Raw genomic sequence first — 24477 nt, forward strand, 5'->3', positions numbered from 1 at the left:
AAGTCATTTTATGTTTTTAAAACTTCTTACCTTTTTCATTTTAGCACTTCCATTCTCAAGAAGTTATTCTCAAAATGAAGAGATGGTAGAATATAAAAGAGACTTCATATTATTTGAAGGTTGTGACATTGAAAAACATCTAGAACGCTGTTTCGAAAAAAAGTTTCAAGATTTTATAACTAAAAATATTAAAGAAGAAGATATTGAAACCATAATAGAATCTTCTAAGAAAGATACTATACTATTTTATTCAAATTTATTTATTGATAAGAAAGGAAAACTTGTAAAAAACAAATCTTTCTTATCAGTTGTCTATGAGGAAGAAAAAGCGCTTTCTTTAATGTACATATTAAAAAAACTTCCCGAAATTAAACCTCCATTAGATAAATTCAATAATAAAGTTTCAATAGAACTTGATAATATTTTTGGTTTTAAAATAAACAGACTAAAAAAAAGAATACATCCCATTTATGGTTTTAAGTCAATTGAAGCCCCCTTAAATTTCCTAGACAGACTCCCTCTTTATGATGGTTGCAGTGAAAATCTAACAAATGAAGAAACCCGACAATGTATCAGCAATAAAATTTCTGAACTCTTTTCTAATCATTTTGATTTAGATATCCTATATGATTCTAAACTACCAAATGGTTTAGTTAAAATTTATTTGGATTTTAAAGTTGGTAAAAATGGAGAAATAAAAAATATAAAAACTAATGTAACTGATAGCAGAGTAAAAAAAGAAACTATTAGGGTAATTAAACTAATACCAAAATTTATAAAATCTGGTATCTACAAAGAAGAGGAGGTCGTAGTTTCTTTTTCTCTACCTATCTTATTAAGTTTAGAAAGATAAAAGCCTAAAAAACACAAAGCGCCCCCTAAAAAGAAAGCGCTTTTTATTAAAATATGTTGTTTTTAACTTAAACAGTTACAATACTGTTTTCTGCTCCTGCAAAATCATTCCAAGCATATGCATCAGCAGCAACATCGTTTACATATTCTCCATCTACCAAATACTTAAACTCATAAGAGCTATCTTTGTCTAAATCTATAGTTCCTTTAAATACACCACTCTTTAATTTTTTTAGAGGTGCCTTTTTTGCATTCCAATCATTAAAACTTCCAACTACAGAAACTTTTTTTGCGTCTTCTGCCTCTATAGAAAAAGTAACCTTACATACTGGTTTACTTTTTAAGTATTGTTTTTTAATAGCCATAATTTAAATTTTTTTGCGTGTTGTTTTATGGTGCAAATTTATGAAACAATCCCCTACTAGTCTATATTAAAAGCTCTTAAACCAAAAGAATTATTAATTTAGTAATATTTAATATCAATAATTTGCGGTATTGAAAAAATTATGTGAAAAAAATAACGTATTATCAACAATAAAAATAATGCTTTAACGCTGATTTTCAGATAATTTAACACTACATCGTTTGCGAAAAACACCGTTTTATGTAACAATTCAAACTAAAAGGTCTCATATAAAATAGTAACTTTACAGTCCTTATTTTAGAAGTATGTTCGGAAAGAAAAAAAATGTGGCTCAAATAGACAAAGAGCAACTAGAATTAATTGAAAATGCCCAAAGACGTATTAAACAGAAAAAACGTTTATACATTCATTTTGTATTATTTCTTATAGGATCTATTTTATTAATAGCGGCTAATACAGTTTTGGGTATTGGCAAGGATTTTACACCATTTGAAAAAGAATGGTTTGTATTTGCTGTTATCATCTGGCTCTTTTTGCTACTTTATCATACCTTTAATGTATTTGTAACCCATAAATTCATGGGTAAAACCTGGGAACAAAAACAACTAAACAAGCTAGTTGCTGAACAAAAAACTAGGATTGAAAAAATAAAGAAAGAACTAATAAAAGAAGCACCTCATATTGCTGAGAGTGAAATTTATAATGAAGAACTTTCCTTAAAAGATAAAACTTCTGAACTCACTATTATTGTTGCTGCTGCTGAAAACAATGCCATTGGAAAAGACAACAAACTCATTTGGCATTTAAGTAATGATCTAAAAAGGTTTAAAGCTTTAACAAATGGTCACCATATAATTATGGGCCGAAAAACATTTGAGAGCTTTCCAAAGCCTTTGCCCAATAGAACACATGTTGTCATTACAAGGCAAACAGACTATAAAGCTCCTGACGGTATAATAATAGTGAACAGTTTAGAAAAAGCCATTGAAGTTTCAAAAAATGATTCACAACCTTTTGTTATTGGTGGTGGTGAAATTTACAAACAAGCCATGGCTATTGCAGATAAAATTGAAATCACCAGAGTGCACGAAACGTTTGACGCTGATGCCTTTTTCCCTGAAATAGATTCTAAAATTTGGAAAGAAACAGCTAATGAATTTCACCAAAAAGACGAAAATCACGATTATGAGTTTTCTTTTTTAACTTACATTAGAATCTAAAAATATGAGAATTCTAAGCTCTACGATTATATTTTGTTTAATCCTTGTGTCATGCAAGTCAAGTTCTCAGGTTAAAGACCAATGGATTGATAAAAATGAAGATGAAAACTACACTGCTCGCCATGAATGTTCTTTTGTTCAAGCTGGAGACAAATTTATCATGTTTGGAGGCCGAGAATCTGCCCATAAATTAGATCTTTACGATTTTAAAAGCAATACTTGGACAACCGCAAAGAGTAGAGCTCCTAAAGAATTTAACCACTTTCAGGCTACGTTCTTCAAAGGTTTTATTTGGGTAATTGGATCCTTTAAAACTAATAATTTCCCCAAAGAACTTCCCGAAGAAAATGTTTGGCTATATCATCCAGCTAACGACGTTTGGATTAAAGGACCTGAAATCCCTGAGGACAGAAGACGTGGTGGTGCTGGTTTAGTAGTTTACAATGACAAATTTTACTTAGTTGGAGGTAATACAATAGGCCATGATGGTGGTTACGTAAATTGGTTTGATGAATATGACCCAATAAATAATACATGGACTGTTTTAGAAAATGCCTCTCAGGCAAGAGACCATTTTAGTGCAGCTGTTATTGACAATAAACTATACGCTGTTGCTGGAAGGCATTCTGGTGGGAAGGGAGGCGTTTTTGGACCCCTTGTAAGTATTGTTGATGTTTATGATTTTAATACCAAAACATGGTCTACATTAAAAAATGATATACCTACGCCGCGAGCAGCTCCTGGTGTTTCAGTTTTTAACAATGAATTATTGGTAATGGGCGGTGAAGGCGAAGAAAAAGGGCCGGCTTATAAAATTGTAGAAGCCTTTAACCCGAAAACTAAAAAATGGTCTAATAAAGCCAACATGAACCATCCAAGGCATGGTACGCAGGCTATACTTTCTGGGAAAGGTATTTACATTGCTGCAGGCTCACCCACCAGAGGTGGTGGCAGACAATTAAATATGGAGGTGTATAACGAAGATACTCCATCTGGATTCTCTTTAACCAGTTCACATTTAAAAGCACCCGAAATAGTTACCATAACCAGAGGATCATCAACCTCTATTGATATTAAAAATGAAGGTGGCAATACAGGTAGCTTTATCACTTCAGTTAATATTACAGGAGTAAATGCACCTGCTTTCAAAATAGAATCAAACCATAAATTTACTTTGGTGGATGCTAATGGTAGTTTCAATATAAAAATAAAACATCTTTCAGATGTATCTAATGATAAGGCAACTTTAGAAATAAGTTATAATGGCAACGCCAAAAAAATCATTAATCTGGTAAGTAACTAAAAATTCATGTACTTTTGCCACACTAAAAAAACGAACTAATATGAACGCATATATATTTCCTGGTCAAGGTGCACAATTCTCTGGAATGGGACTGGATCTTTATGAGCAATCTGCTGAAGCACAAGAATTATTTGAACAAGCCAACAATATACTAGGTTTTAATATTACAGATATCATGTTTGAAGGTTCTGCTGATGATTTAAAGCAAACCAAGGTTACCCAACCTGCTATCTTTCTCCACTCGGTGATTTTAGCAAAAACATTAGGCGACTCTTTTAAACCAGATATGGTTGCTGGTCATTCACTTGGCGAGTTTTCTGCTCTGGTAGCCAATGGCACTCTAAATTTTGAAGACGGATTAAAATTGGTATCCCAACGTGCCATGGCTATGCAAAAAGCTTGTGAATTACAACCAAGTACCATGGCAGCTGTTTTAGGTTTAGATGATGACATTGTAGAAAAGGTTTGTGCTTCTACCGAAGGTGTGGTAGTTGCAGCTAACTATAATTGCCCTGGTCAATTAGTTATTTCTGGTGACATTGATGCTATCAATAAAGCTTGTGAAACTTTAAAGGAAGCTGGCGCCCGCAGAGCTTTGGTATTACCTGTAGGAGGAGCATTCCATTCTCCATTGATGGAGCCCGCTCGTGAGGAATTGGCTGCAGCTATAGAAAACACCTTGTTTACCAAACCAAACTGTCCTATTTATCAAAATGTAACCGCTAATGCAGTTACAGATGAAACTTCGATTAAAACCAACTTGATATCACAATTAACAGCACCTGTTCGTTGGACCCAATCTGTTCAGCAAATGATTGCTGACGGCGCTACTTTATTTACAGAAGTTGGTCCGGGTAAAGTATTACAAGGTTTAGTTAAAAAAATTAATAGAGAATCTGAAGTTGCCTCGGCTACTTTATAAATTTTAATAAATGAAGATTTCTCGTCGGTCGGCATTCATCATATTAATAGTTATTGGCTCTATAGCTTTAGATCAAATTTCTAAAGTTTGGGTTAGAGCCAATGTAAAAGCAGGGAGTGTTTCCGAAATTTTCGGACATTATTTCACGTTGCATAATGTTGAAAATGAGGGCGCTTTTTTAGGTATGGGCAGTGATTTGAATGAAACACTAAGAGTGATTCTATTATTAATTCTACCTGTAGTTGTTTTAGGACTTGTGCTTAGATATGTGTTTAAAGACAAAAGTTTAAGTAATTGGTCACTTTTTGCTTTTGCTAGCATTATAGGTGGTGGTATAGCCAATGTATATGACCGCTTTATGTACGGTAGCGTTACTGATTTCTGGCATATCAAATTAACAGACACATTAAGGACTGGCATTTTTAATGTAGCAGATGTATTTGTTAGCACTGGAATGATTATTCTAGTTTTTATTGCGCTGTTTAAAAAGAAACCTGCAGATATAAAACAATAAAAGCTGATTAAATATTTAATCAGCTTTTATTGTTTATATTATTTGTAACTAACCTCTCACTTTTTGCTCCCACTTCCAAGCAGAAAGCATTGCTTCATCCAGAGATATTTGGGTTTTCCAACCTAATACTTGATTAGCATTTGTGGTATCGGCATATGCAGCGGTTATATCACCCTCTCTTCGGCCTACAATTTTATAATTTAACTTTTTGCCAGAAACACGCTCAAATGAGTTAATAACTTCTAAAACAGAACTTCCTTTTCCAGTGCCTAAATTGAAAGTCTCGTAAGTAGCTTTGTTTTTGTTTTTTAACAATCTTTCTAAGGCTACAACATGAGCTTTTGCCAAATCTACTACATGTATATAATCTCTAATACAGGTACCATCTGGTGTTGGATAATCATCTCCAAAAACAGACAACTGCTCTCTAATACCAATGGCGGTTTGCGTTATAAATGGCACTAAATTTTGCGGAACCCCTATAGGTAGCTCTCCAATCTCTGTTGAAGGATGCGCTCCAATGGGATTAAAATAACGCAATGCAATAGCTTTCAAAGTTGGCACCACCTTGCATGTGTCTCTTATAATTTCTTCACCAATTTGTTTGGTATTCCCATAAGGAGACTCAGCTTTTTTTACTGGTGCGCTTTCAGTTATAGGCAACTCATCGGCTTGTCCGTATACCGTACAAGAAGAACTAAATATAAAACTTGCTTCTGGTAGGTTTTTTAACTCCTTTAAGAGATAAACTAGTGTACCAATGTTATTCTCATAATATAATAAAGGTTTCTGAACACTCTCACCAACCGCCTTACTAGCTGCAAAGTGAATCACGCCTTTTACATCACTGTGTTTTTTGAAAAAGGCCTCTACAGTATCTTTTTCCTTTAGATCAATTTTTTCAAAAATTGGTGTTTTACCCGTTATAGTGGTAATACCATCAAGTACATTTTCTGAAGAGTTTGATAAATCATCAATAATAACAACCTCATAACCTGCCTCTTGCAATTCTACAACGGTGTGAGATCCTATAAATCCCAATCCACCGGTTACTAATATTTTATCCATTTATAAATTTTATAACTGTTGATGTAATATATGCTATCTGTTCTTCATCCAATTCTGTGTGCATTGGTAATGAAATAACTTCTTTCACTAATTGATTGGTTACTTTAAAATCGTCTTCATTATAGCGTTCATCTAAATACGCCTTTTGCTTATGAAGAGGAATTGGATAATAAACACCACACGGAATCCCCTTTTCATTTAAATGTTTCACAAGAGCATCTCTATCAACATCAGTTACTCTAAGCGTATACTGATGAAATACATGACAATCGCAATTGCTACAAATACTGTCACAATTATTAGAAATTTGAGGAACAGTTATGGAATCAATGTCTTTAAACGCTTCATTATATTTTTTTGCAGCATGCTGCCTAGCTTTATTGTAATCATCTAAATAAGGTAATTTAGCATCTAAAACTGCTGCTTGAATACTATCTAAACGTGAATTAACCCCAACTACATCGTGGTGATAACGCTCATACATCCCATGGTTAACAATTCCTCTAATGGTATGTGCTAATTCATCATTATTAGTAAAAATGGCACCGCCATCTCCATAACATCCAAGGTTTTTTGATGGAAAAAAAGATGTGGCACCAACATCACCTATAGTACCTGCCTTAACTTTATCTCCGTTGGTATAAGTATAGTTAGCACCTATAGCCTGTGCATTATCTTCAATCACATATAAATCATGAGTTTTGGCAATTTCCATAATGGCTTCCATATTAGCACACTGACCAAACAAATGCACTGGAACAATGGCTTTTGTTTTTGGTGTTATTGCTTTTTTAATGGCTTCAATATTTATATTGAAATCATCAGGATTTACATCAACCAAAACAGGTGTTAGGTTCAACAAAGCAATTACCTCAACAGTAGCAGCAAAAGTAAAATCTGCGGTTATAACCTCATCTCCAGGCTTTAAACCTAGTCCCATCATTGCTATTTGTAATGCATCGGTACCATTGGCACAAGGTATAACATGTTTAACACCTAAATAGTTTTCTAAATTTTTTTGAAACTCATGAACCTTGGGTCCATTAATAAAAAAAGCAGAATCAATTACCTCTTGAATAGAAGGGTTTACAACATCTTTTATGCTGTTATACTGACCTTTAAGGTCAACCATTTGAATTTTCTTCATCTGAAAAAATTATAACTCAAAACACCGAGTTTAGAAGCCACGAAATTACAAAAAACGTAATGCTAAACCAATGAATTTACTTAAAGAAATGTATTTTAGCAGCAAATAAACAATATTGAGTTTTCTGTACAACATTGGCATTAATTTTATTAGTTCTGGTTTAAAATGTGTAGCGCCTTTTAATCATAAAATTAAATTAGGTGTAAGCGGAAGAGCTAAAACCTTTACCCTTTTAAAAAATAGTATAACCAGTAAAGACAAAACGTTATGGTTTCATTGTGCTTCTTTGGGAGAATACGAACAAGGGCTTCCTGTTTTTAAAGAATTGAGAAAACATTATGTAAATCATAAAATTGTACTTAGTTTTTTCTCTCCTTCTGGTTTTGAAATACGAAACAACTCACCTATTGCAGATTTAGTTGTTTATTTACCAATTGACACACCAAAAAACGCAAAACAATTTATAGACATTGTAAATCCTGAACTCACCATTTTTGTTAAATATGATATTTGGCCCAATTTTTTAAACACTCTTAAAAAAAAACAACTAAAAGCCATCTTAATTTCTGCTAGTTTTAGAAAAAATCAATCTTATTTTAAGTTTTATGGCAAAAAGATAAGGAAAGCTCTATTTGCTTTTGATCATATTTTTACTCAGAATGAAGCATCTAAGGCACTCCTCAATTCTATAAATTACAAAAATGTAACTGTTTCTGGAGACACTCGCTTTGATAGGGTTTTAAGTCAGCTGGAACAAGACAATATGTTAGATTTTATTGAAGAATTCAAAGATGACAAACTATGTATTGTTGCAGGAAGTACATGGCCAGTAGGAGAAGCCTTTTTAACAGACTTCATAAACTCAAATATCTCAAATGAAGTAAAGTTTATTGTTGCACCACATAACATTAAGCCAAATCAGATAAATAACCTTAAAGAAAAACTAAACACTAAAACCGTTTTATTTTCTAAAAAAGAAAATAACAATTTAAAAGAAGCCCAAGTTTTTATTGTTGATACCATAGGTATCCTTTCTAAAATTTACAGTTATGCCAGTATTGCCTATGTTGGAGGAGCTCTAGGCAATACAGGGTTACATAATACTTTAGAACCTGCTGTATTTGGGGTTCCAATAATTATTGGAAATCATCATAATAAATTTCCTGAAGCGCAAGCTATGATTAATAAGGGCGGTATGTTTTCGGTTTCAAATCAAAAAGATTTCACTTTAATTCTAAATAAACTAATCGACGACAGTGACTTTCGTGTAAAAAGTGGGTCAAAAAACAGAGAATATATTGAGGAAAATAGAGGAGCCGTCATCCAAATCCTCGATTATTTACGTATATAAATAGATTTTGAATTATAAATAATTTAACAGAATCATTTAAATATTGGATAAAACCTATTACATTAGTAATCAAATATTTAAAACCCTTTAATTAACACTAAAACAAAAATTATGAAAAAACTAATTTTTAGTACTGCTATTTTATTAGCTATGAGTTTATCTCTAAACTCTTGTAGAGACACTAAAAAGGCAGAAGAAACTCAAGATGCTATTGAAGAAACTGTCAATGATGCTGCTGAAGCTGTTGAGGAAACTGCAAACGACGCTGCTGACGCCATAGAAGAAGCTGCAAACGATGCCGTTGATGCTGCCCAAGAAGTTGTTGAAGAAGCTGCTGAGGCCACTGGTGAAGCTGTGGACAATGCTGCTGAAGCTGCAAAAGATAAAATAAAAGAAGCTACAGGACACTAATTGTTCTAAACTTTTTAAGAAGATAGAAAAGCAGCCAAAAGGCTGCTTTTTTAATATCTAAAACTCAAATTATTATTGGTTATTTAACCAACTTAACTTCCAAAGGGGTATTTAATTTTTTAGCAAAATCATGTAAATACTGTTCCCAACCATTTTGATTCTTAAACTGGTTACTTTTGCTCCAAGTAAAACCAGCGTAATAAACTACTTTATTGCTTATCACTTTTAAGTGCATGAAAGCGTTACTCAAATCCTTTTGTTCCGTTTCGTATTTTTCTGTACCCAAAAAATAGGCAGGGGTAGTAACTATGGCTGTCCCTAATTCTGCATCGTCATGAGGTTGCCAATAGTTTAACCAAGTTTCTTCTTTATTAGAAGTAACCACTCCATCTTTTTCATGTAATGTTAAACCAGCTGAAATACTATCAACACCTTCAATAGAAATTTCAAACTTTGATAGGTTGTTACCGTAATCTAGGGTTATTTTTTTAGACTCTTTAATCAACGTATCTCCTGCTTCCCAAGTACCATAATCTAGAGTAAAGCTGGTTCTAAGCGGCCCAGTAGTTATAGTTTTATAGTTTAAAAAGTTTTTTGAAATATAAAACGTACTATCCTTTTTATAAGCAATGCCTCCAACCCCTCTACTACTTCCTACATGAAAATTATCCAATCCTTCGCCAGTATCCTTATGATAAGTACCTGTCTTTTCAGTGTATTTCTTATACCACTTATCAATTATGGAGTATTCAACTCGTTTCAACCAAGCGTCTATTCCACTGGATAAGGTACCTTCTTTAAGTTTGTTTTCAAATCTATATTGTGCATTAGGCCCATAAGTTCTAAAAGCTACTTTATTGTTTTCCCAAGCATAATCATCGGTTCGTTCAGGAACAAATCTTGAATAGCAAACTACCTCAGCTGTATCTACAGCGACCTTGGTAACCTGATAATTATTTGTGGCTCCAGCCGGCACATTTGGCTGAAACAACAAAACGTCATTTACACCATCACCATCATTATCAACTAACTGAGATGTTAAAAGTTTATTAGTCTCTAAATCCTTAACCCCCAAACCTTCAAGATTCTCTAACTCTAAAAAGCCTTTAGAAAGCTCTACAGTTTCATATTTCCTTTCTATGTCAAGGCTATTAGTTATTTCAATGACTATCTGGTTTTTTTCTTGACTGCAAGATAAACATAAGAACAGTATCAATAATTTTAGAACTTTCATCTTAAAAACTATATTATCTTAAATCTGGAATATTAGCCACATCCATATCACCATAATCTAAATTCTCTCCTGCCATTCCCCATATAAACGTATAGTTACTAGTTCCTGACCCTGAGTGTATAGACCAAGGTGGCGAAATTACTGCCTGTTCATTCTGCATCCATATATGTCTGGTTTCGTCTGTTTGCCCCATAAAATGACATACAGATTGTCCCTCTGGAACATCAATATAAAAATACACTTCCATGCGTCTGTCATGAACATGCGCTGGCATAGTATTCCAAACACTACCTGTTTTTAAAGAAGTCATTCCCATTTGCAATTGGCAAACATCAACAACACTATTTACAATATACTTTCTAAGCGTTCTGGCATTAGCTGTTTCTGGTGCACCTAGTTCAACAACTTCTACATCATTAGTTCCTATTTTTTTTGTAGGATAGGCTTTGTGTGCTGGTGTTGAGTTTAAGTAAAACTTGGCAGGATTACTTTGAGATTCACTAGAGAAAACAACTTCTTTATTTTCTTTTCCAATATACAGAGCCTCTTTATTATCTAAACTGTATGTTGTTCCATCAACAGTAACAGAACCTTTTCCTCCAATGTTTATGATACCTAGCTCTCTTCGTTCTAAAAAGTATTCTGATTTTAATTGGTCTACCGTTTCCAGCTTTACATCGTTTACAGGAACAACCCCAGCGGTCATGAATCTATCATAATGCGAATAAACCCAATTTATACCATCAACTGTCATGACATTTTCAATTAAAAACTCATCTCTTAATTCTTGAGTATCCATCCTTTTTACTTCTCTAGGAGAAGCTGCATAACGCACTTCACTATTTTTCACCATATCAATGTTTAAATTTAACAACCGTAAAAGTAATAAATAAATCCCAATAATCCAATCGATTGGATTATTGGGATTTATTTTTATATTTGTTATTGTGGTACATTTCACTTCCACTTCAAAATTTGAAAAAGCAAAAGATAACGATACATGATATTTCCAAGGCTCTCAAAATTGATAGTTCAACAGTATCAAGAGCATTAAATGACAGTTCTCGTGTTTCGTTAAAAACCAAACAAAAGATTCTTGATAAAGCCGAAGAACTTGGTTATCAGCGCAATATATTAGCATCTAACTTACGTACAAATAAAACAAATACCATTGGTGTTATAGTTCCCAGAATCTCCAGAAGTTTCTTTTCAAGTGTTATTTCTGGAATTGAAGACACTGCTCAAAATAGTGGCTACAATGTAATTATTTGCCAGTCTTTTGAGAGTTTTGAAAGAGAAAAAAAAATAATGAATACGCTACTATCCAATAGAGTAGACGGCGTTCTAATTTCAATTTCAATGCAAACAACTTCTTTTGATTATTTAAAACCTTATTTAGATTATGGTGGTCCTATTGTATTTTATGACAGACCCTGTAGTTTTGAAAACTGTTCTAGTATAAGTGTTAATGATTACAAAGCAAGTTACACAGTAACAGAACATTTAATACAATCTGGGTGCAAAAATATAGTCCATTTTGCAGGTCCTCAGATTATAGATTTGTACAAAAACAGAAAACAAGGGTATGTTGATGCCATAATTAACAATGGATTAGAATTTAAAGAAAGTTATTGTTTTGAGTCTAAACTAGCAGAGGAAGACGGTGTAGCCTTTGCCAAAAAAATTATATCAATGGAAAATATAGATGGTGTTTATTCCTCTAACGACACCGCAGCTATAGGCGCCATGCAATATTTAAAATTCATGGGAGTTAAAATACCCGAAGATATTGCTGTAGCTGGATTTAACAATGACCCTATTTCATCTGTAATAGAACCGGGCTTAACCACCATTAATCAACCTGATTTTGAAATGGGAAAAATAGCAGCTAATATGCTTATTGAGCAAATTAAAAACGAAACTACTAATAAAGAAAGTAAAGTTTTGGATGTAGAATTGATAATAAGAAATTCATCTCAAAAAAATTAATTTGCTTCGAAATACAAATACCTGATTAATGGAAACAAAAAAGCCTTACTAAAATTAGTAAGGCTTTGTACTGAAGGCGGGACTTGAACCCGCACGGCCATAATGGCCATTGGATTTTAAGTCCAACGTGTCTACCAATTCCACCACTTCAGCATCGCTTGATATTTTGAACTTAAGAAAGTATCAGAGCGAAAGACGGGATTTGAACCCGCGACCCTCACCTTGGCAAGGTGATGCTCTACCCCTGAGCTACTTTCGCAGTCTTTGTTTATGAACATACAATCTCTCGATTGCGGATGCAAATTTAAAATATTTCCAGTAATTGCAAAGCCTTTTACCAAAATAAATAAAATTTATTTTACGCCTGTTTTTTCTTAACCAACATCCGTTTTATTTCATTAAGCTTCATGAGTGCTTCTACAGGTGTAAGCGTATCAATGTCTGTATGTATAATTTCGTCTTTTATGTTTTCAAGTAACGGGTCATCAAGATTGAAGAAGCTAAGTTGCATATCATTTTGAATAGATTTCACCTTATCGGTAAGTTCTTCACTAGAGTGAGATTGCTCTAATTTCTTTAAAATCTTGTTAGCTCTATGCAACACCTGCTGTGGCATTCCCGCCATTTTAGCCACATGAATACCAAAACTATGCGCACTCCCCCCTTCAATAAGCTTTCTTAAAAACAACACATTGTCTTTGAGTTCTTTTACAGATACGTTGAAATTTTTAATACGTTCAAAGGTTTCAGACATTTCATTAAGTTCATGATAATGCGTTGCAAATAGGGTTTTAGGCTTTGCAGGGTGTTCATGCAAATACTCACTGATGGCCCAAGCAATGGAAATACCATCATAAGTACTTGTACCTCGTCCAATTTCATCCAAGAGTACTAAACTTCTATCAGAAATATTATTTAAAATAGAAGCCGTTTCATTCATCTCTACCATAAAAGTAGATTCGCCCATTGATATATTATCACTGGCTCCAACTCGAGTAAAAATCTTATCAACTAAACCAATTCTTGCCGATTGTGCCGGTACAAAACTTCCAATTTGAGCCAACAACACAATTAAAGCGGTTTGACGCAAAATAGCCGATTTACCAGACATATTAGGGCCTGTAATCATAATGATTTGTTGGTCAACCCTATTTAAAAAAACATCATTTGCAATATATGCTTCTCCTAAAGGCAATTGCTTTTCAATAACTGGATGGCGACCATCTTTAATATCTAAATCAAAAGATTCATCAATCATGGGGTAGATATAATTATTATCTTTGGCCAACTGACCGAACCCACACAAACAATCTAGTTGCCCAATTAAATGAGCATTTTGTTGAACCACATTTATATATTGGTTCATCCATGTTACCAATTGTGAAAACAATTTTTGTTCTATAACTTGAATTCTATCTTCTGCCCCTAAAATTTTAGCTTCGTATTCCTTTAACTCTTCAGTAATATAACGCTCGGCGCTTACTAAAGTCTGCTTTCGTATCCAATCCTGAGGCACCTTATCTTTATGGGTATTTCGCACTTCAATATAATACCCAAATACGTTGTTGGAAGCTATTTTTAAAGAAGGTATTCCAGTACGTTCACTTTCGCGTTCCAACATATTATCAAGATAATCCTTTCCTGATTTAGATAAACCTCTTAATTCATCCAATTCTGAAGAAAAACCAGGAGCAATGGTATTACCTTTTAAAATATTAACCGGTGCTTCTTCATTAAGTGTCTCTTTTATTTTTTCACGGAGTACCTCACAACTTTGAAGGTTGTCTCCAATAACTCGTAACGATTCATTTTTAGAATTGGAAGCAATACTTTTTATAGGCACTATGGCTTCTAGGGAATTTTTAAGCTGAATGACCTCACGCGGATTCACCTTGGCAGTAGCTATCTTCGATATTAATCGCTCCAAATCGCCAATATGCTTTATATATCCTTGAATCTTATGATGAACCTCATCATGTTTAGTTAAAAAATCAACAACTTCGTGACGTTGCTTAATCTTATCTAAACTCTTTAAAGGCAATGCCAACCAACGCTTAAGCATACGTCCGCCCATAGGCGAAATAGTTTTATCAATAATATTTAACAACGTAACCGCATTGTTATTGGTAGAATGATATAGCTCTAAATTTCTAATGGTAAACTTATCCATCCAGACATAATCATCTTCAGCTATTCTGGAAATAGAAGTAATATGCTGTAATTTATGATGCTGTGTTTCACCCAAATAATGTAAGATAGACCCTGATGCTATAATACCTTCGTATAAATCTTCAATACCAAAACCTTTTAGAGTTTTAGTATTGAAATGCTTCGTTAAAGTCTCATAAGCATAATCGGTTTGATACACCCAATCTTCTATATAAAACGTATGAAAATCTTCACCAAAAGTTTCTTTAAAAAGACTTCTTTTTTGTTTTGAAACCAGAACTTCACTAGGATTAAAGTTTTGAAGTAGTTTATCAATGTATTCAGCATTACCTTGCGAGGTTAAAAACTCACCTGTTGAAATATCTAAAAAAGACACTCCAATATATTTTTCATCAAAATAAACCGAACACAAGAAATTATTTGATTTAGACACCAAAACTTCATCATTTAATGCTACGCCTGGAGTTACCAATTCAGTAACACCACGTTTCACAATTTTTTTGGTGAGTTTAGGATCTTCAAGCTGGTCGCAAATAGCTACACGCTCACCAGCCTTTACCAGTTTAGGCAAATAAGTATTTAATGAATGGTGCGGAAAACCAGCCAATTCTGTTTCACTTTCACTCCCAGCTCCCCGTTTGGTTAAAATAATACCTAAAATACCTGCTGCTTTAACCGCATCTTGACCAAAAGTCTCATAAAAATCACCTACACGAAACAATAATAATGCATCAGGATACTTTGCTTTTATAGCATTGTACTGTTTCATTAAGGGGGTTTCTTTTTTTGCTTTTTTAGCCAATGGTCAAATAGTTTTTAAGTCTTACTTTTGTCCCGATAACTATCGGGATGTAAGCATGCAATGTACTATTAATTTCATGTTTTTTGAAGCTGAAAAACCATAAGTTATCTACAATTACAACGAGATTTTAACAATAGAAACATGCGGAAACTAAAAAACAGTGAACTAGACAGACTTAGTATTGAAGATTTTAAAACCGTTGAAAAGACACCAATTATTATAATTTTAGATAATATTAGGAGTTTAAACAACATTGGTTCGGTGTTTAGAACGAGTGATGCCTTTTTAGTTAAAAAAATTTACCTCTGCGGTATCACAGCAACACCCCCTCATAAAGACATTCATAAAACAGCCTTAGGAAGTACAGAATCTGTTGATTGGGAATATGCTAAAGACACACTTGAAGTTGTTGAAAAACTAAAAAATGACAATATAAATATTTGTTCTATTGAACAAGCTGAAAGTGCTATTATGCTCAACGATTTTAAACCAAAACCACAAACAACCTATGCCCTTGTTTTTGGCAATGAAGTAAAAGGTGTCTCTCAAAATGTAGTTTCTGCCAGTGATGCAGTAATTGAAATCCCTCAATACGGCACCAAACATTCTTTAAATATTTCAGTGAGTTGTGGCGTGGTGGTTTGGGATCTTTTTAGCAAGCTAAACCCAAACTAAAATCAAGTGGTTAAAAAAAGAAAAATACCTTGGCCTACAAAAGATGTTATGAATCAAATCTATGAAAAGCATCTTTGGGGTGGCAATGAATTTGATTTTTACTCTGGTGTGGGTTCGCATAACCCAGATATTATAAATCCTTATCTAGAAACTGTAATTACATTTTTAAAATCATTTGAAACCCCACTATTAGTTTGTGATTTAGGCTGTGGCGATTTTAATATCGGAAAACATTTAGCTCCACACACTAAAAAATACATTGCCATAGATATTGTTAAACCTCTTGTTGAACGAAACAAAAGACTATTTAAAGAGGCTCATTTAGAGTTTCATTGTCTAGATATCTCCAAAGACGAACTGCCCTTTGCAGATTGCATTATTTTAAGACAAGTTTTACAGCACTTATCCAACTCTGAAATTGAAAAAATTATTAAAAAACTAATTAATTACAAATATATTATCCTAACAGAGCACATCCCTATGGGTAATTTCATTCCCAATGTAGATATCATTTCTGGACAAGGCAACAGAACTAAAAAAAACAGTGGAGTTAATATTTTACTGCCGCCTTTTAATTTAAAAGTTAAAAAAGAAACATTTTTAACTGAACATATTATGAGAAACAATAGAGGGCGGATTGTAACCACATTATATCAAAATGCCATTTAAAAGAAAGCCATATTTTAGATTTCAAAACACCACAAAAAATTATCAAACCCTATTATTACCCCAATCAAATTTTTGAAGTCGTATCTTTTAAAGTAGATGTGAATACAAAAATAACTGAAAAAAACTCAGTAACCCTCATTAAAAACACACCCTTTTAAAACTCTGTTCCTTAATAAAGAATCAATTCATTTATTCGTTTATCAATATTTAAACTACTATTTTTTACTCATAGAAATTGATCAACATCTTTGGCTTGCACAAAATTTTTAAATCATGTACATTTATAATCCTATCTATCTTTCCATGTTCTGCTTACCCACAAAACCAAAAACATGAAAAAAATTTTAAAGATTTTAGGTATTGGCATTGCCGCAATATTAGGCCTAATTGCCATTTTTCTACTCTACATTGGCTTAACCGATATTCCATCATACAAAGTTGAACAAATTGATTTTCATGCTAAAAGCACACCTCAAGCCCTTGAAAGAGGAAAGAAATTAACAATGATGTTATGCGCCAATTGCCACATGAATAGCGAAACAAGGAAACTAACAGGTAAAAGAATGCTTGATGCTCCTCCTGAATTCGGCAAAATATATTCACAAAATATTACTCAAGACAAGGAATACGGTATAGGAAATTGGACAGATGGAGAAATAGTGTACCTATTAAGAACTGGTATTAAAAAAAATGGACAGTATAGTCCTCCATACATGGCAAAATTACCCAAGATGGCTGATGAAGATATTAATGCTATTATTGCATTTTTAAGATCAGACGACCCAATGGTTGTCTCTAGTGCTATTCCTGATACCCCAACAAAACCCTCTTTTTTAACAAAACTACTATGTCGCGTAGCATTTAAGCCATTTTCAATGCCAAATAAAACAATAGAAATGCCAGACCCCAACAATGATATTGAACTGGGCAAATATTTAGCTCATAACTTAGATTGTTTTTCTTGCCACTCGGCAGATTTTAAGACAAATAACTATATGGATCCTTCTTTAAGCGAAGGCTATTTTGGAGGTGGCAACAAGCCTTTGAATGAAGAGGGCCGTGTGATGTTGACGCAAAACTTAACACCCGATAAAGAAACTGGAATTGGAACTTGGACAAAAGAAGACTTTATAAACACTGTAAAATACGGAATTAAAAAAGGTGAAAACGCCATGAGGTACCCCATGGCCCCCTATACACAGCTAACAGACAAAGAGGCTGGTGCTATTTTTGAATATTTACAAACCATACCAGCAATTAGCAATAAAGTGGAACGCTCTTTTTACAACTAGAATAAACGAAAAACCCCACGAAAAGAAATGCACAACATCAATGTGCTAGTCTTTATATCTTGTTTGACTCCTCTCGACCTGAAAAAAGTTTAACATTATATAAAGGCAGCTATTTACTTTTTAACATCTTTTGAAAACCTTTTAACCAAATATATTCCTGTAAGTCGTTTCATTCCTAATAAAAATTATCTTCTCTGGTCAAGGGATTCATCTAAAACAAAATAGCTGCGTTGATTTATTAAAACCTCCAATTTAATTTAAAAATAATTATGCGAAACACCTAACGATATATGTAGTAGAAACCCACTAAAAATCAAATTATCAACATATTATATCAATTACCCTAAAACTTTTCATATTCACTTGTACCTCCTAAATAAACAGTATACACTTCTAATTCAAATTCAAATTAGTTTTGAACTCTATCATGCGTAGTATTTGCCCATCTAATTTGTGCTCTACCACCTCTAACTCGGTATGCTCCATATCTAATTTTCGATTGTGTTCCTCTTTCAGGGTCTGGAATATTCCAATTAAATGCTTCACCACCAATTATGGCGTTACAATAGTGTATTTTTTTTGAAGAATCGTTTGGGTCAACTTTAAAACCTACCTCTAACACAAAAGAAGTTATTTCATTTTTATTTACTCTTTTCAGTAGAACAACTTCTCTACCGCTGCCCGATCCACCACGTTCTAAGATACGCTCTGCATAAATATCGAAAGCAACTTGCTTGTCTGCGTTACTACCTGTACCGTAAACAGGATGAGCTCTATATAAACAAATAGCAGGATCTGGAGAACCACCACCACCAGTATGTTGGCCCTTAGCCTGTGCTATATAACTTCCACTAGAACCAAAAGAGCCTGTATCTCCTACTTCTAATATTCTAAAGTCTCCTGTAAATTTGACAGATGATCCAACATTAGAGTCAGCTACAGGTAATGAACGTTCTATTCTTGGTTGTAAGGTGTTTGCAGCGTCTTGATTATTAGAGCCGGCTGTTATATTATATATTCCCCATGTAAGTCCATCAATTTCAACTTCTTTGTAATTGGCATAACAACTCCTATCATCAATAGTCCCAACATTAACAGGGTTTGGAAGATCGTTTGATGTTCTAGTAGCATTTTCACCATCTGGGTTACATGTTGTATAAGGACCTGTATCTTCATCAACTATTACTTCTGGGTCTGGATCTGGATCTGGATCTGGGTCTGGATTTGGATTTGGATTCTCTACAATGACTTCCTCTACATCTTCGGAAGTTTCACCTTCAGTTTGACAAGACAAAAATATTCCGAAAATCAAAAAAGTCACAGCAAGCGCTAGGGTGTAATTAAATTTTAAATTTTTCATATCAATCGCAATTATTTTTTCCAAAAATAATGTTTAAAAGCCTACAAACTATCCTGCTCCATTATGGTTGGATAATTTCAATATCAAAAAAAAATCTAAGTTATTTTTCTGAAAAACAAACGATTGAAGCATTATAAAAAACAACTTAAATAGAAATTTACACAGAATCTATTGAAGTCTGTTGCAAAAATCATTCCTTACAAACTTCTCCTAATAAATTTAAATAATCACTTCGGTTTTTTACAAAATCCTTATCTGAGATATCGATGATTTTCACACTAAAACTGGACTGGGTTTTTAAAAATTCTAAATAGCCTGTGTTAATTTTTTCTAGGTAGTCATCTTGAATATTTTGCTCATAGTTGCGTCCTCGCTTTTTAATATTCTCTTGTAAGCGTGGTGTATTTTGATAAAGGTATACATACAAATCGGGCTTTGCTATGTCTTTATACATTAAGTTAAATAGTTTTCTGTAGAGTTTAAACTCGTCTTCTTGCAAAGTAATTTTTGAAAAAATAAGCGATTTAAATATATCATAATCACTTACAATAAAATCCTTAAACAAATCTAGCTGAGATAAATCATCAGAAATTTGTTGATACCTATCTGCTAAAAATGACATTTCCAGTGAAAAAGCGTAACGCGCCGCATCTTTGTAAAACTTTGGCAAAAACGGGTTGTCAGCAAACCTTTCTAAAATAAGTTTTGCATTGAAATCTTGAGAAATCATAGTTGCTAAACTGGTCTTGCCAGCTCCTATGTTTCCCTCAATTGCTATATAATTGTACTTAGAGAAGTTAAAGGCTTTTCTTGGGTTTTTTAGCCAAATATTGATAGGTTCTAAAATGGAATCATCCCCACACTCCTTCAATAATACAGATACTTCTTTAGATAACTTGGGATGTTTGAATTTAGGTGCAATATCATTTAATGGCAAGAGCACAAAACGCCTTTGTTGCATTTCAGGGTGTGGCACTTGTAATGTTTTTGTATTGATTATTTCATCACCAGCAAAGACTATATCTAAATCTATAATGCGTGCCTCGTAGCCCTTACCTTTTTTCCTAGTGCGCCCTAGTAATTTTTCAATCTTCAACAATGCTTTTAAAACCTTTTGAGGCTTTAAATTACTTTCTAACACCAAGCATGCATTTAAAAAATCATCACTTTCAAAACCAAAAGCTGGTGATTTGTAGACCTTAGAAATTAGTTTGATGTTTCCAATTTCAGTATGAATGGCATCTACCGCTAATTGCAGGTTTTTAAACTTATCGCCTTTATTGCTTCCTAGGGCTATATGAAACGTGGTAGGTTGCATCATAGATAGGCAAAATAAGAAAAAGTAAATGGTTTCCTTTATATTTACAAAAGGTATTTATTCACAATTTGCATGACTCAAAAAGACAAACTAGCTGCACAACGTATTTATATGCTTTTAGGTGCATTATTTATTACATCGTTGGTAGTCTCTAATCTGATTTTTCAAAAATTCTTTTATTGGTATCCAGTTGATGTTGAAATTTTTGGAAGTAAGCTATTCGAAATTTCGGTTGGCATTTTACCCTATCCTATTACCTTTTTGATTACCGACTTAATTAGTGAAATATATGGTAAAAAGCGTGCAAATCAAGTAGTTGTTACTGGCATTTTTGCCTCCTTTTTTTCGCTTTTAATTGTTTATTCATCAAGTTTAGTTCCTGCTACTCCATGGTCTCCTGTTAGTAATGATATGTTTAACACTGTTTTTGGAAATACTATTTTAGCGGTTTTTGCCAGTATGATGGCCTATCTTTTTGCTCAATTTGTTGATATTCAAATTTATCATTTCTGGAAAAGATTGACTCATGGCAAACACTTATGGCTAAGAAACAACTTTTCTACTTGGTTCTCGCAGTTTGTTGATACATTCACTGTTGTTGGCCTTTTATGTTTGTTTAATATCATAGCTTGGGATAAATTTTTGGGACTTCTATTAAGCGGTTTTATTTTTAAAGTTTTGGTTGCTGCTTGCGACACCCCCTTTTTGTATTTGGGAGTTTATATTTTCAGGACAAGGTTCAAACTTAAAGTCAATGAAGAAATAGAATTACTTTAAAACAAGTTAAATTTAAATTAAACTTTCATTGGTTTTCAACCAAACCGCTTAGTCTTCCGTATATTTATTAAAAGAATTTTCTGTATGAAACGAGTGTTAATAAATTTCAAAATTTATTAAAATTTAAACGTGTGAAAAAAGCCCTAAAAATAACCGGAATTGCCATTCTTATAATCACATCACTTTTAATAATGCTTCCCTTTGCTTTTCAAGGTAAAATTAAAGATATGGTGAAACGCTTTATCAACCAAAATCTTAATGCTAAAGTAGAGTTTAGTGATGTAAGTTTGAGCTTTATAAGAAACTTCCCCCAAGCTCAAGTACGTGTAAACGATTTGATAATTACCAATTTTAAGCCATTTAAAGATGAAACTTTTGCTACTGCCAAGGATATTTCATTTACCATATCTATTAAAGAATTATTTAAAAAAGTTAGTGACGACCCTATTGTGATTAACACAATTAGTATTGATGAGGCATTATTGAATTTGAAAACCGACAAACTTGGGAACAACAATTACGATATTACCAAAGAGAAAGAAAATCAATCTAACTCTGAGAGTAAAGGCAACTTTACCTTTGATATTCAGGATTATAAAATAAACAATAGTGCTTTCTATTACATTGATGAAGGATCCGATATTTTAATTCATATTACAGAATTAAATCATGAAGGTCATGGCTTCTTTTCAACAGAAGTTTCAGAATTAAATACACAAAGTAAAGCTAATTTGAGTATTAGTTTAGACAGTACAAACTACCTAAATAGTAATCCTATAAAGTTGGATGCATTAATTGATCTGGATTTAGAAAATTCAAAATATAGCTTCAAGGATAATAAAGGCTACATTAACGATTTACCTATTGAATTTCAAGGATTTGTAAAGCTATTAGAAAATGGCCAACAGATTGATATTACATTTGAAAACCCAGAATCAGATTTTAAAAATTTCCTTGCTGTTATTCCAAAAACCTATTCAAAAAACATTGAAGATGTTCAAACTTCAGGAGAGTTTAAGGTAAAAGGTAGCATAAAGGGTTTAAATTCTGAAGAAACTATTCCTAATTTAGATATTAAGATTTCATCTAATAACGCTTCGTTTAAATATCCAGATTTACCAAAAAGAGTAAGTAATATTTCTATTGAGACTGAATTAAAAAACGAAACAGGGCATATTAACGATACTTACATTAACATTAATGCCTTAAATTTCAAGATAGATGAAGACGTATTTAAATCTTCAGCTACTCTAAAGAATCTAACCAAAAATATGTTAGTTAATGCCAAGATTGATGGTGTTTTAAATTTAGAAAACATTACTAAAGTGTATCCTTTGGAGCTAAAAAACCCTTTAACAGGCGTTTTAAAAGGAAATATTCATACGTCTTTTGACATGAATGCTATCGAAACCAATACCTATCAACGCATTAAAAATAGTGGCTCTGTTAGTATTACTGATTTTGTGTTTTCTTCTGAAGATATTGTAAACCCAATTCATATTTCTCAAGCAAATATGACCTTTAATCCTGGAACCGTTTCACTTAAAAATTTTAAAGCTAAAGCTGGTGAAAGCGATATAAGTGCCACTGGAACCATTAATAATTTACTTGGGTTTTTGTTAAGTAACAATACTTTAAAAGGCAACTTCAATGTAAATTCTAACTTATTTAAGGTAAGTGATTTTATGAATGAAGACAAAACAGTTTCTGAGAATAATAAAACTAGCGGAGATAAAGAATCACTTAAAATTCCAGACTTTTTAGAGTGTATTATAAGCACTACTGCACAAACAGTAGTATACGATAATTTAAATTTGAAAAACGTTACAGGAACACTCTTTATAAAAGATCAAAAAGCATCACTCCAAAATATGACATCTTCAATTTTTGACGGCAAACTAGCCATTAACGGAGACGTTTCAACAATAGAAAAGACCCCTATATTCAATTTAAATATAGGTGCTAGTGATTTTGATATTTCCCAGTCTTTTAAAAACCTAGAGTTATTTCAAAATTTAGCGCCCATTGCTAAGTTACTTCAAGGAAAATTAAATACGTCTTTAAATCTTTCAGGCAGTTTAGATGAAGAATTCTCACCAGTGTTAAGTTCTGTTTCTGGTGATGCTTTAGCTGAATTATTAACTACAAAAATTAATATTGAAGATGGAATTTTGAGCAAATTAGGGAGTTCAATTAACTTTATAGATTTTGAAAAATTAGATTTAAAAAATGTAAAAACTAAGTTAGAGTTTGCTAACGGAAAAGTTGCTGTAAAACCTTTTAATTTTAAATATCAGGACATAAAGATTGAAGTTTGGGGTGCCCACGGTTTTGACAAATCTCTAGATTATAATGCCGTATTTAATGTGCCTGCAAAATATTTAGGCAGTGAAGTCAATCGACTTATTAGTCAAATTAATGATGTACAAGTAAACAATATTACAATTCCTGTTACAGCAAATATTACTGGCATTTTTACCAAACCCATTGTAAAAACCGATTTAACCAGCGGTGTTAAAAACCTAACAAATCAGCTTATTGAAATTCAAAAGCAAAAGCTATTAAACCAGGGTAAAGACAAGGTAAAAGATCTTATAGGCGATGTTATTGGAGGCAACAAAACAAAAACAGATTCTATAAAAAAGCAACAAAACAATACCGTTGAAACTGTTTTGAATGACATTCTTAAGAATAAAACTCCGCAAGATTCTACTGCTACCGACAGCACAAAGGCTACCAAAAAGATTATTAAAAATGTACTTGGAGGCTTAATAGGCAACAAGAAAAAAGATAAAGATACTGTGAATTAGTTAGTTCTAGTACGTTCCTGTTTAGGAGCTTTGTTTTCGGCTTACTATTTTACCTTGTTAAAAGTTAACTACTAGAATTGTAAATGTAGAATTCTTTACTAAATACGCTTGGTGTGAATGGTCTATTGATAATAGAACCAAAAATCACCAAAAACAGCTAAAACGCATCTAAAAAGTGTCATTTTAATCAATTTTAGGTCATTTTTTAACAAAAAAGGTTAATTTTTTGG

General features: G+C 32.9%; 21 protein-coding genes and 2 tRNA genes. 13 read left to right on the top strand and 10 right to left on the bottom strand.

From position 1 onward, the window contains the following. Positions 1-10: 10 nt before the first annotated feature. On the top strand, positions 11-853 hold the full coding sequence (locus tag E1J38_RS09625; protein ID WP_133356344.1) for a hypothetical protein: 843 nt from the start codon (positions 11-13) through the stop codon (positions 851-853). Between the two features lie 67 nt (positions 854-920). Here E1J38_RS09625 and E1J38_RS09630 read toward each other — a convergent pair whose 3' ends face one another. After that, a complete protein-coding gene (locus E1J38_RS09630) occupies positions 921-1217 on the bottom strand; it encodes an isoamylase early set domain-containing protein (RefSeq protein ID WP_133356345.1) in 297 nt (98 codons plus the stop codon). A 304-nt stretch (positions 1218-1521) separates the two neighbouring features. Here E1J38_RS09630 and E1J38_RS09635 point away from each other — a divergent pair, with 304 nt between their 5' ends. From E1J38_RS09635 to lspA, 4 genes are read left to right on the top strand one after another with little or no spacing between them, the layout of a single operon-like run. Beyond that, complete coding sequence (locus E1J38_RS09635; RefSeq protein ID WP_133356346.1) at positions 1522-2436, top strand: dihydrofolate reductase; 915 nt, start codon at positions 1522-1524, stop codon at positions 2434-2436. Positions 2437-2440: 4 nt separating this feature from the next. Next, positions 2441-3739, top strand: a complete 1299-nt coding sequence (locus E1J38_RS09640; RefSeq protein ID WP_133356347.1) for a Kelch repeat-containing protein — start codon at positions 2441-2443, stop codon at positions 3737-3739. Positions 3740-3779: 40 nt separating this feature from the next. Further along, positions 3780-4661 carry an ACP S-malonyltransferase gene (gene fabD / locus E1J38_RS09645; protein ID WP_133356348.1) on the top strand — a complete coding sequence of 294 codons (882 nt, stop codon included), beginning with the start codon at positions 3780-3782 and terminating at the stop codon, positions 4659-4661. A gap of 10 nt (positions 4662-4671) precedes the next feature. Continuing rightward, positions 4672-5175, top strand: coding sequence for a signal peptidase II (lspA, locus tag E1J38_RS09650; RefSeq protein WP_133356349.1), 504 nt, complete (start codon positions 4672-4674; stop codon positions 5173-5175). 48 nt (positions 5176-5223) lie between these two features. On the opposite strand, the gene galE is transcribed toward lspA, so the two are convergent. Further along, on the bottom strand, positions 5224-6243 hold the full coding sequence (gene galE, locus E1J38_RS09655; protein WP_133356350.1) for a UDP-glucose 4-epimerase GalE: 1020 nt from the start codon (positions 6241-6243) through the stop codon (positions 5224-5226). Then, positions 6236-7390 (bottom strand): DegT/DnrJ/EryC1/StrS family aminotransferase, encoded by a 1155-nt coding sequence (locus tag E1J38_RS09660; protein WP_133356351.1) that lies wholly within the window; start codon positions 7388-7390, stop codon positions 6236-6238. Before E1J38_RS09660 ends, galE begins: the two co-directional genes overlap by 8 nt. A gap of 115 nt (positions 7391-7505) precedes the next feature. Here E1J38_RS09660 and E1J38_RS09665 point away from each other — a divergent pair, with 115 nt between their 5' ends. Further along, entirely contained in the window at positions 7506-8741 is a 1236-nt protein-coding gene (locus tag E1J38_RS09665) for a 3-deoxy-D-manno-octulosonic acid transferase (RefSeq protein ID WP_133356352.1), read from the top strand. A 111-nt stretch (positions 8742-8852) separates the two neighbouring features. Beyond that, the gene (locus E1J38_RS09670; RefSeq protein WP_133356353.1) at positions 8853-9152 is read left to right on the top strand and encodes a hypothetical protein; all 300 of its coding nucleotides are present in this window, start codon (positions 8853-8855) and stop codon (positions 9150-9152) included. 79 nt (positions 9153-9231) lie between these two features. On the opposite strand, the gene E1J38_RS09675 is transcribed toward E1J38_RS09670, so the two are convergent. Both E1J38_RS09675 and kduI read right to left on the bottom strand, forming a co-directional pair. Beyond that, positions 9232-10386, bottom strand: coding sequence for a BT3233 family polysaccharide utilization protein (locus E1J38_RS09675; RefSeq protein ID WP_133356354.1), 1155 nt, complete (start codon positions 10384-10386; stop codon positions 9232-9234). A 13-nt stretch (positions 10387-10399) separates the two neighbouring features. Continuing rightward, a complete protein-coding gene (kduI, locus tag E1J38_RS09680; protein ID WP_133356355.1) occupies positions 10400-11239 on the bottom strand; it encodes a 5-dehydro-4-deoxy-D-glucuronate isomerase in 840 nt (279 codons plus the stop codon). Positions 11240-11361: 122 nt separating this feature from the next. Here kduI and E1J38_RS09685 point away from each other — a divergent pair, with 122 nt between their 5' ends. Next, positions 11362-12375, top strand: a complete 1014-nt coding sequence (locus E1J38_RS09685; protein ID WP_133356356.1) for a LacI family DNA-binding transcriptional regulator — start codon at positions 11362-11364, stop codon at positions 12373-12375. A 68-nt stretch (positions 12376-12443) separates the two neighbouring features. On the opposite strand, the gene E1J38_RS09690 is transcribed toward E1J38_RS09685, so the two are convergent. From E1J38_RS09690 to mutS, 3 genes are all read right to left on the bottom strand, one after another. After that, positions 12444-12528 (bottom strand) — tRNA-Leu (locus E1J38_RS09690). Positions 12529-12562: 34 nt separating this feature from the next. Continuing rightward, positions 12563-12634, bottom strand: a tRNA-Gly gene (locus E1J38_RS09695). A 99-nt stretch (positions 12635-12733) separates the two neighbouring features. Then, a complete protein-coding gene (gene mutS, locus E1J38_RS09700) occupies positions 12734-15346 on the bottom strand; it encodes a DNA mismatch repair protein MutS (RefSeq protein ID WP_133356357.1) in 2613 nt (870 codons plus the stop codon). A 141-nt stretch (positions 15347-15487) separates the two neighbouring features. Between mutS and E1J38_RS09705 the strand changes: the two genes are divergently transcribed. The 3 genes from E1J38_RS09705 (at position 15488) to E1J38_RS09715 (ending at position 17982) form a co-directional block, all read left to right on the top strand. Beyond that, on the top strand, positions 15488-16021 hold the full coding sequence (locus E1J38_RS09705; protein ID WP_133356358.1) for an RNA methyltransferase: 534 nt from the start codon (positions 15488-15490) through the stop codon (positions 16019-16021). A gap of 6 nt (positions 16022-16027) precedes the next feature. After that, positions 16028-16690 carry a class I SAM-dependent methyltransferase gene (locus E1J38_RS09710; protein ID WP_255449855.1) on the top strand — a complete coding sequence of 221 codons (663 nt, stop codon included), beginning with the start codon at positions 16028-16030 and terminating at the stop codon, positions 16688-16690. A 332-nt stretch (positions 16691-17022) separates the two neighbouring features. After that, positions 17023-17982, top strand: coding sequence for a c-type cytochrome (locus E1J38_RS09715; RefSeq protein ID WP_133356359.1), 960 nt, complete (start codon positions 17023-17025; stop codon positions 17980-17982). Between the two features lie 409 nt (positions 17983-18391). On the opposite strand, the gene E1J38_RS09720 is transcribed toward E1J38_RS09715, so the two are convergent. After that, positions 18392-19342, bottom strand: a complete 951-nt coding sequence (locus tag E1J38_RS09720; protein ID WP_133356360.1) for a hypothetical protein — start codon at positions 19340-19342, stop codon at positions 18392-18394. Positions 19343-19532: 190 nt separating this feature from the next. Further along, positions 19533-20663, bottom strand: coding sequence for a 2-amino-4-hydroxy-6-hydroxymethyldihydropteridine diphosphokinase (gene folK / locus E1J38_RS09725; protein ID WP_133356361.1), 1131 nt, complete (start codon positions 20661-20663; stop codon positions 19533-19535). A 69-nt stretch (positions 20664-20732) separates the two neighbouring features. Between folK and E1J38_RS09730 the strand changes: the two genes are divergently transcribed. Both E1J38_RS09730 and E1J38_RS09735 read left to right on the top strand, forming a co-directional pair. Further along, positions 20733-21437, top strand: a complete 705-nt coding sequence (locus E1J38_RS09730) for a queuosine precursor transporter (RefSeq protein WP_133356362.1) — start codon at positions 20733-20735, stop codon at positions 21435-21437. Between the two features lie 131 nt (positions 21438-21568). Beyond that, complete coding sequence (locus E1J38_RS09735) at positions 21569-24247, top strand: AsmA family protein (protein WP_133356363.1); 2679 nt, start codon at positions 21569-21571, stop codon at positions 24245-24247. The last annotated feature ends 230 nt before the right edge of the window (positions 24248-24477 follow it).

The sequence above is a fragment of the Seonamhaeicola sediminis genome, from assembly GCF_004358095.2.
Classification (GTDB): Bacteria; Bacteroidota; Bacteroidia; order Flavobacteriales; family Flavobacteriaceae; genus Seonamhaeicola; species Seonamhaeicola sediminis.

Bases quoted from the DNA above. Each gene is read 5' to 3' on its own strand.
- E1J38_RS09625 (WP_133356344.1), top strand. From the start codon at position 11: ATGTTTTTAAAACTTCTTACCTTTTTCATTTTAGCACTTCCATTCTCA.
- E1J38_RS09630 (WP_133356345.1), bottom strand. From the start codon at position 1,217: ATGGCTATTAAAAAACAATACTTAAAAAGTAAACCAGTATGTAAGGTT.
- E1J38_RS09635 (WP_133356346.1), top strand. From the start codon at position 1,522: ATGTTCGGAAAGAAAAAAAATGTGGCTCAAATAGACAAAGAGCAACTA.
- E1J38_RS09640 (WP_133356347.1), top strand. From the start codon at position 2,441: ATGAGAATTCTAAGCTCTACGATTATATTTTGTTTAATCCTTGTGTCA.
- fabD (WP_133356348.1), top strand. From the start codon at position 3,780: ATGAACGCATATATATTTCCTGGTCAAGGTGCACAATTCTCTGGAATG.
- lspA (WP_133356349.1), top strand. From the start codon at position 4,672: ATGAAGATTTCTCGTCGGTCGGCATTCATCATATTAATAGTTATTGGC.
- galE (WP_133356350.1), bottom strand. From the start codon at position 6,243: ATGGATAAAATATTAGTAACCGGTGGATTGGGATTTATAGGATCTCAC.
- E1J38_RS09660 (WP_133356351.1), bottom strand. From the start codon at position 7,390: ATGAAGAAAATTCAAATGGTTGACCTTAAAGGTCAGTATAACAGCATA.
- E1J38_RS09670 (WP_133356353.1), top strand. From the start codon at position 8,853: ATGAAAAAACTAATTTTTAGTACTGCTATTTTATTAGCTATGAGTTTA.
- E1J38_RS09675 (WP_133356354.1), bottom strand. From the start codon at position 10,386: ATGAAAGTTCTAAAATTATTGATACTGTTCTTATGTTTATCTTGCAGT.
- kduI (WP_133356355.1), bottom strand. From the start codon at position 11,239: ATGGTGAAAAATAGTGAAGTGCGTTATGCAGCTTCTCCTAGAGAAGTA.
- E1J38_RS09705 (WP_133356358.1), top strand. From the start codon at position 15,488: ATGCGGAAACTAAAAAACAGTGAACTAGACAGACTTAGTATTGAAGAT.
- E1J38_RS09715 (WP_133356359.1), top strand. From the start codon at position 17,023: ATGAAAAAAATTTTAAAGATTTTAGGTATTGGCATTGCCGCAATATTA.
- E1J38_RS09720 (WP_133356360.1), bottom strand. From the start codon at position 19,342: ATGAAAAATTTAAAATTTAATTACACCCTAGCGCTTGCTGTGACTTTT.
- folK (WP_133356361.1), bottom strand. From the start codon at position 20,663: ATGATGCAACCTACCACGTTTCATATAGCCCTAGGAAGCAATAAAGGC.
- E1J38_RS09730 (WP_133356362.1), top strand. From the start codon at position 20,733: ATGACTCAAAAAGACAAACTAGCTGCACAACGTATTTATATGCTTTTA.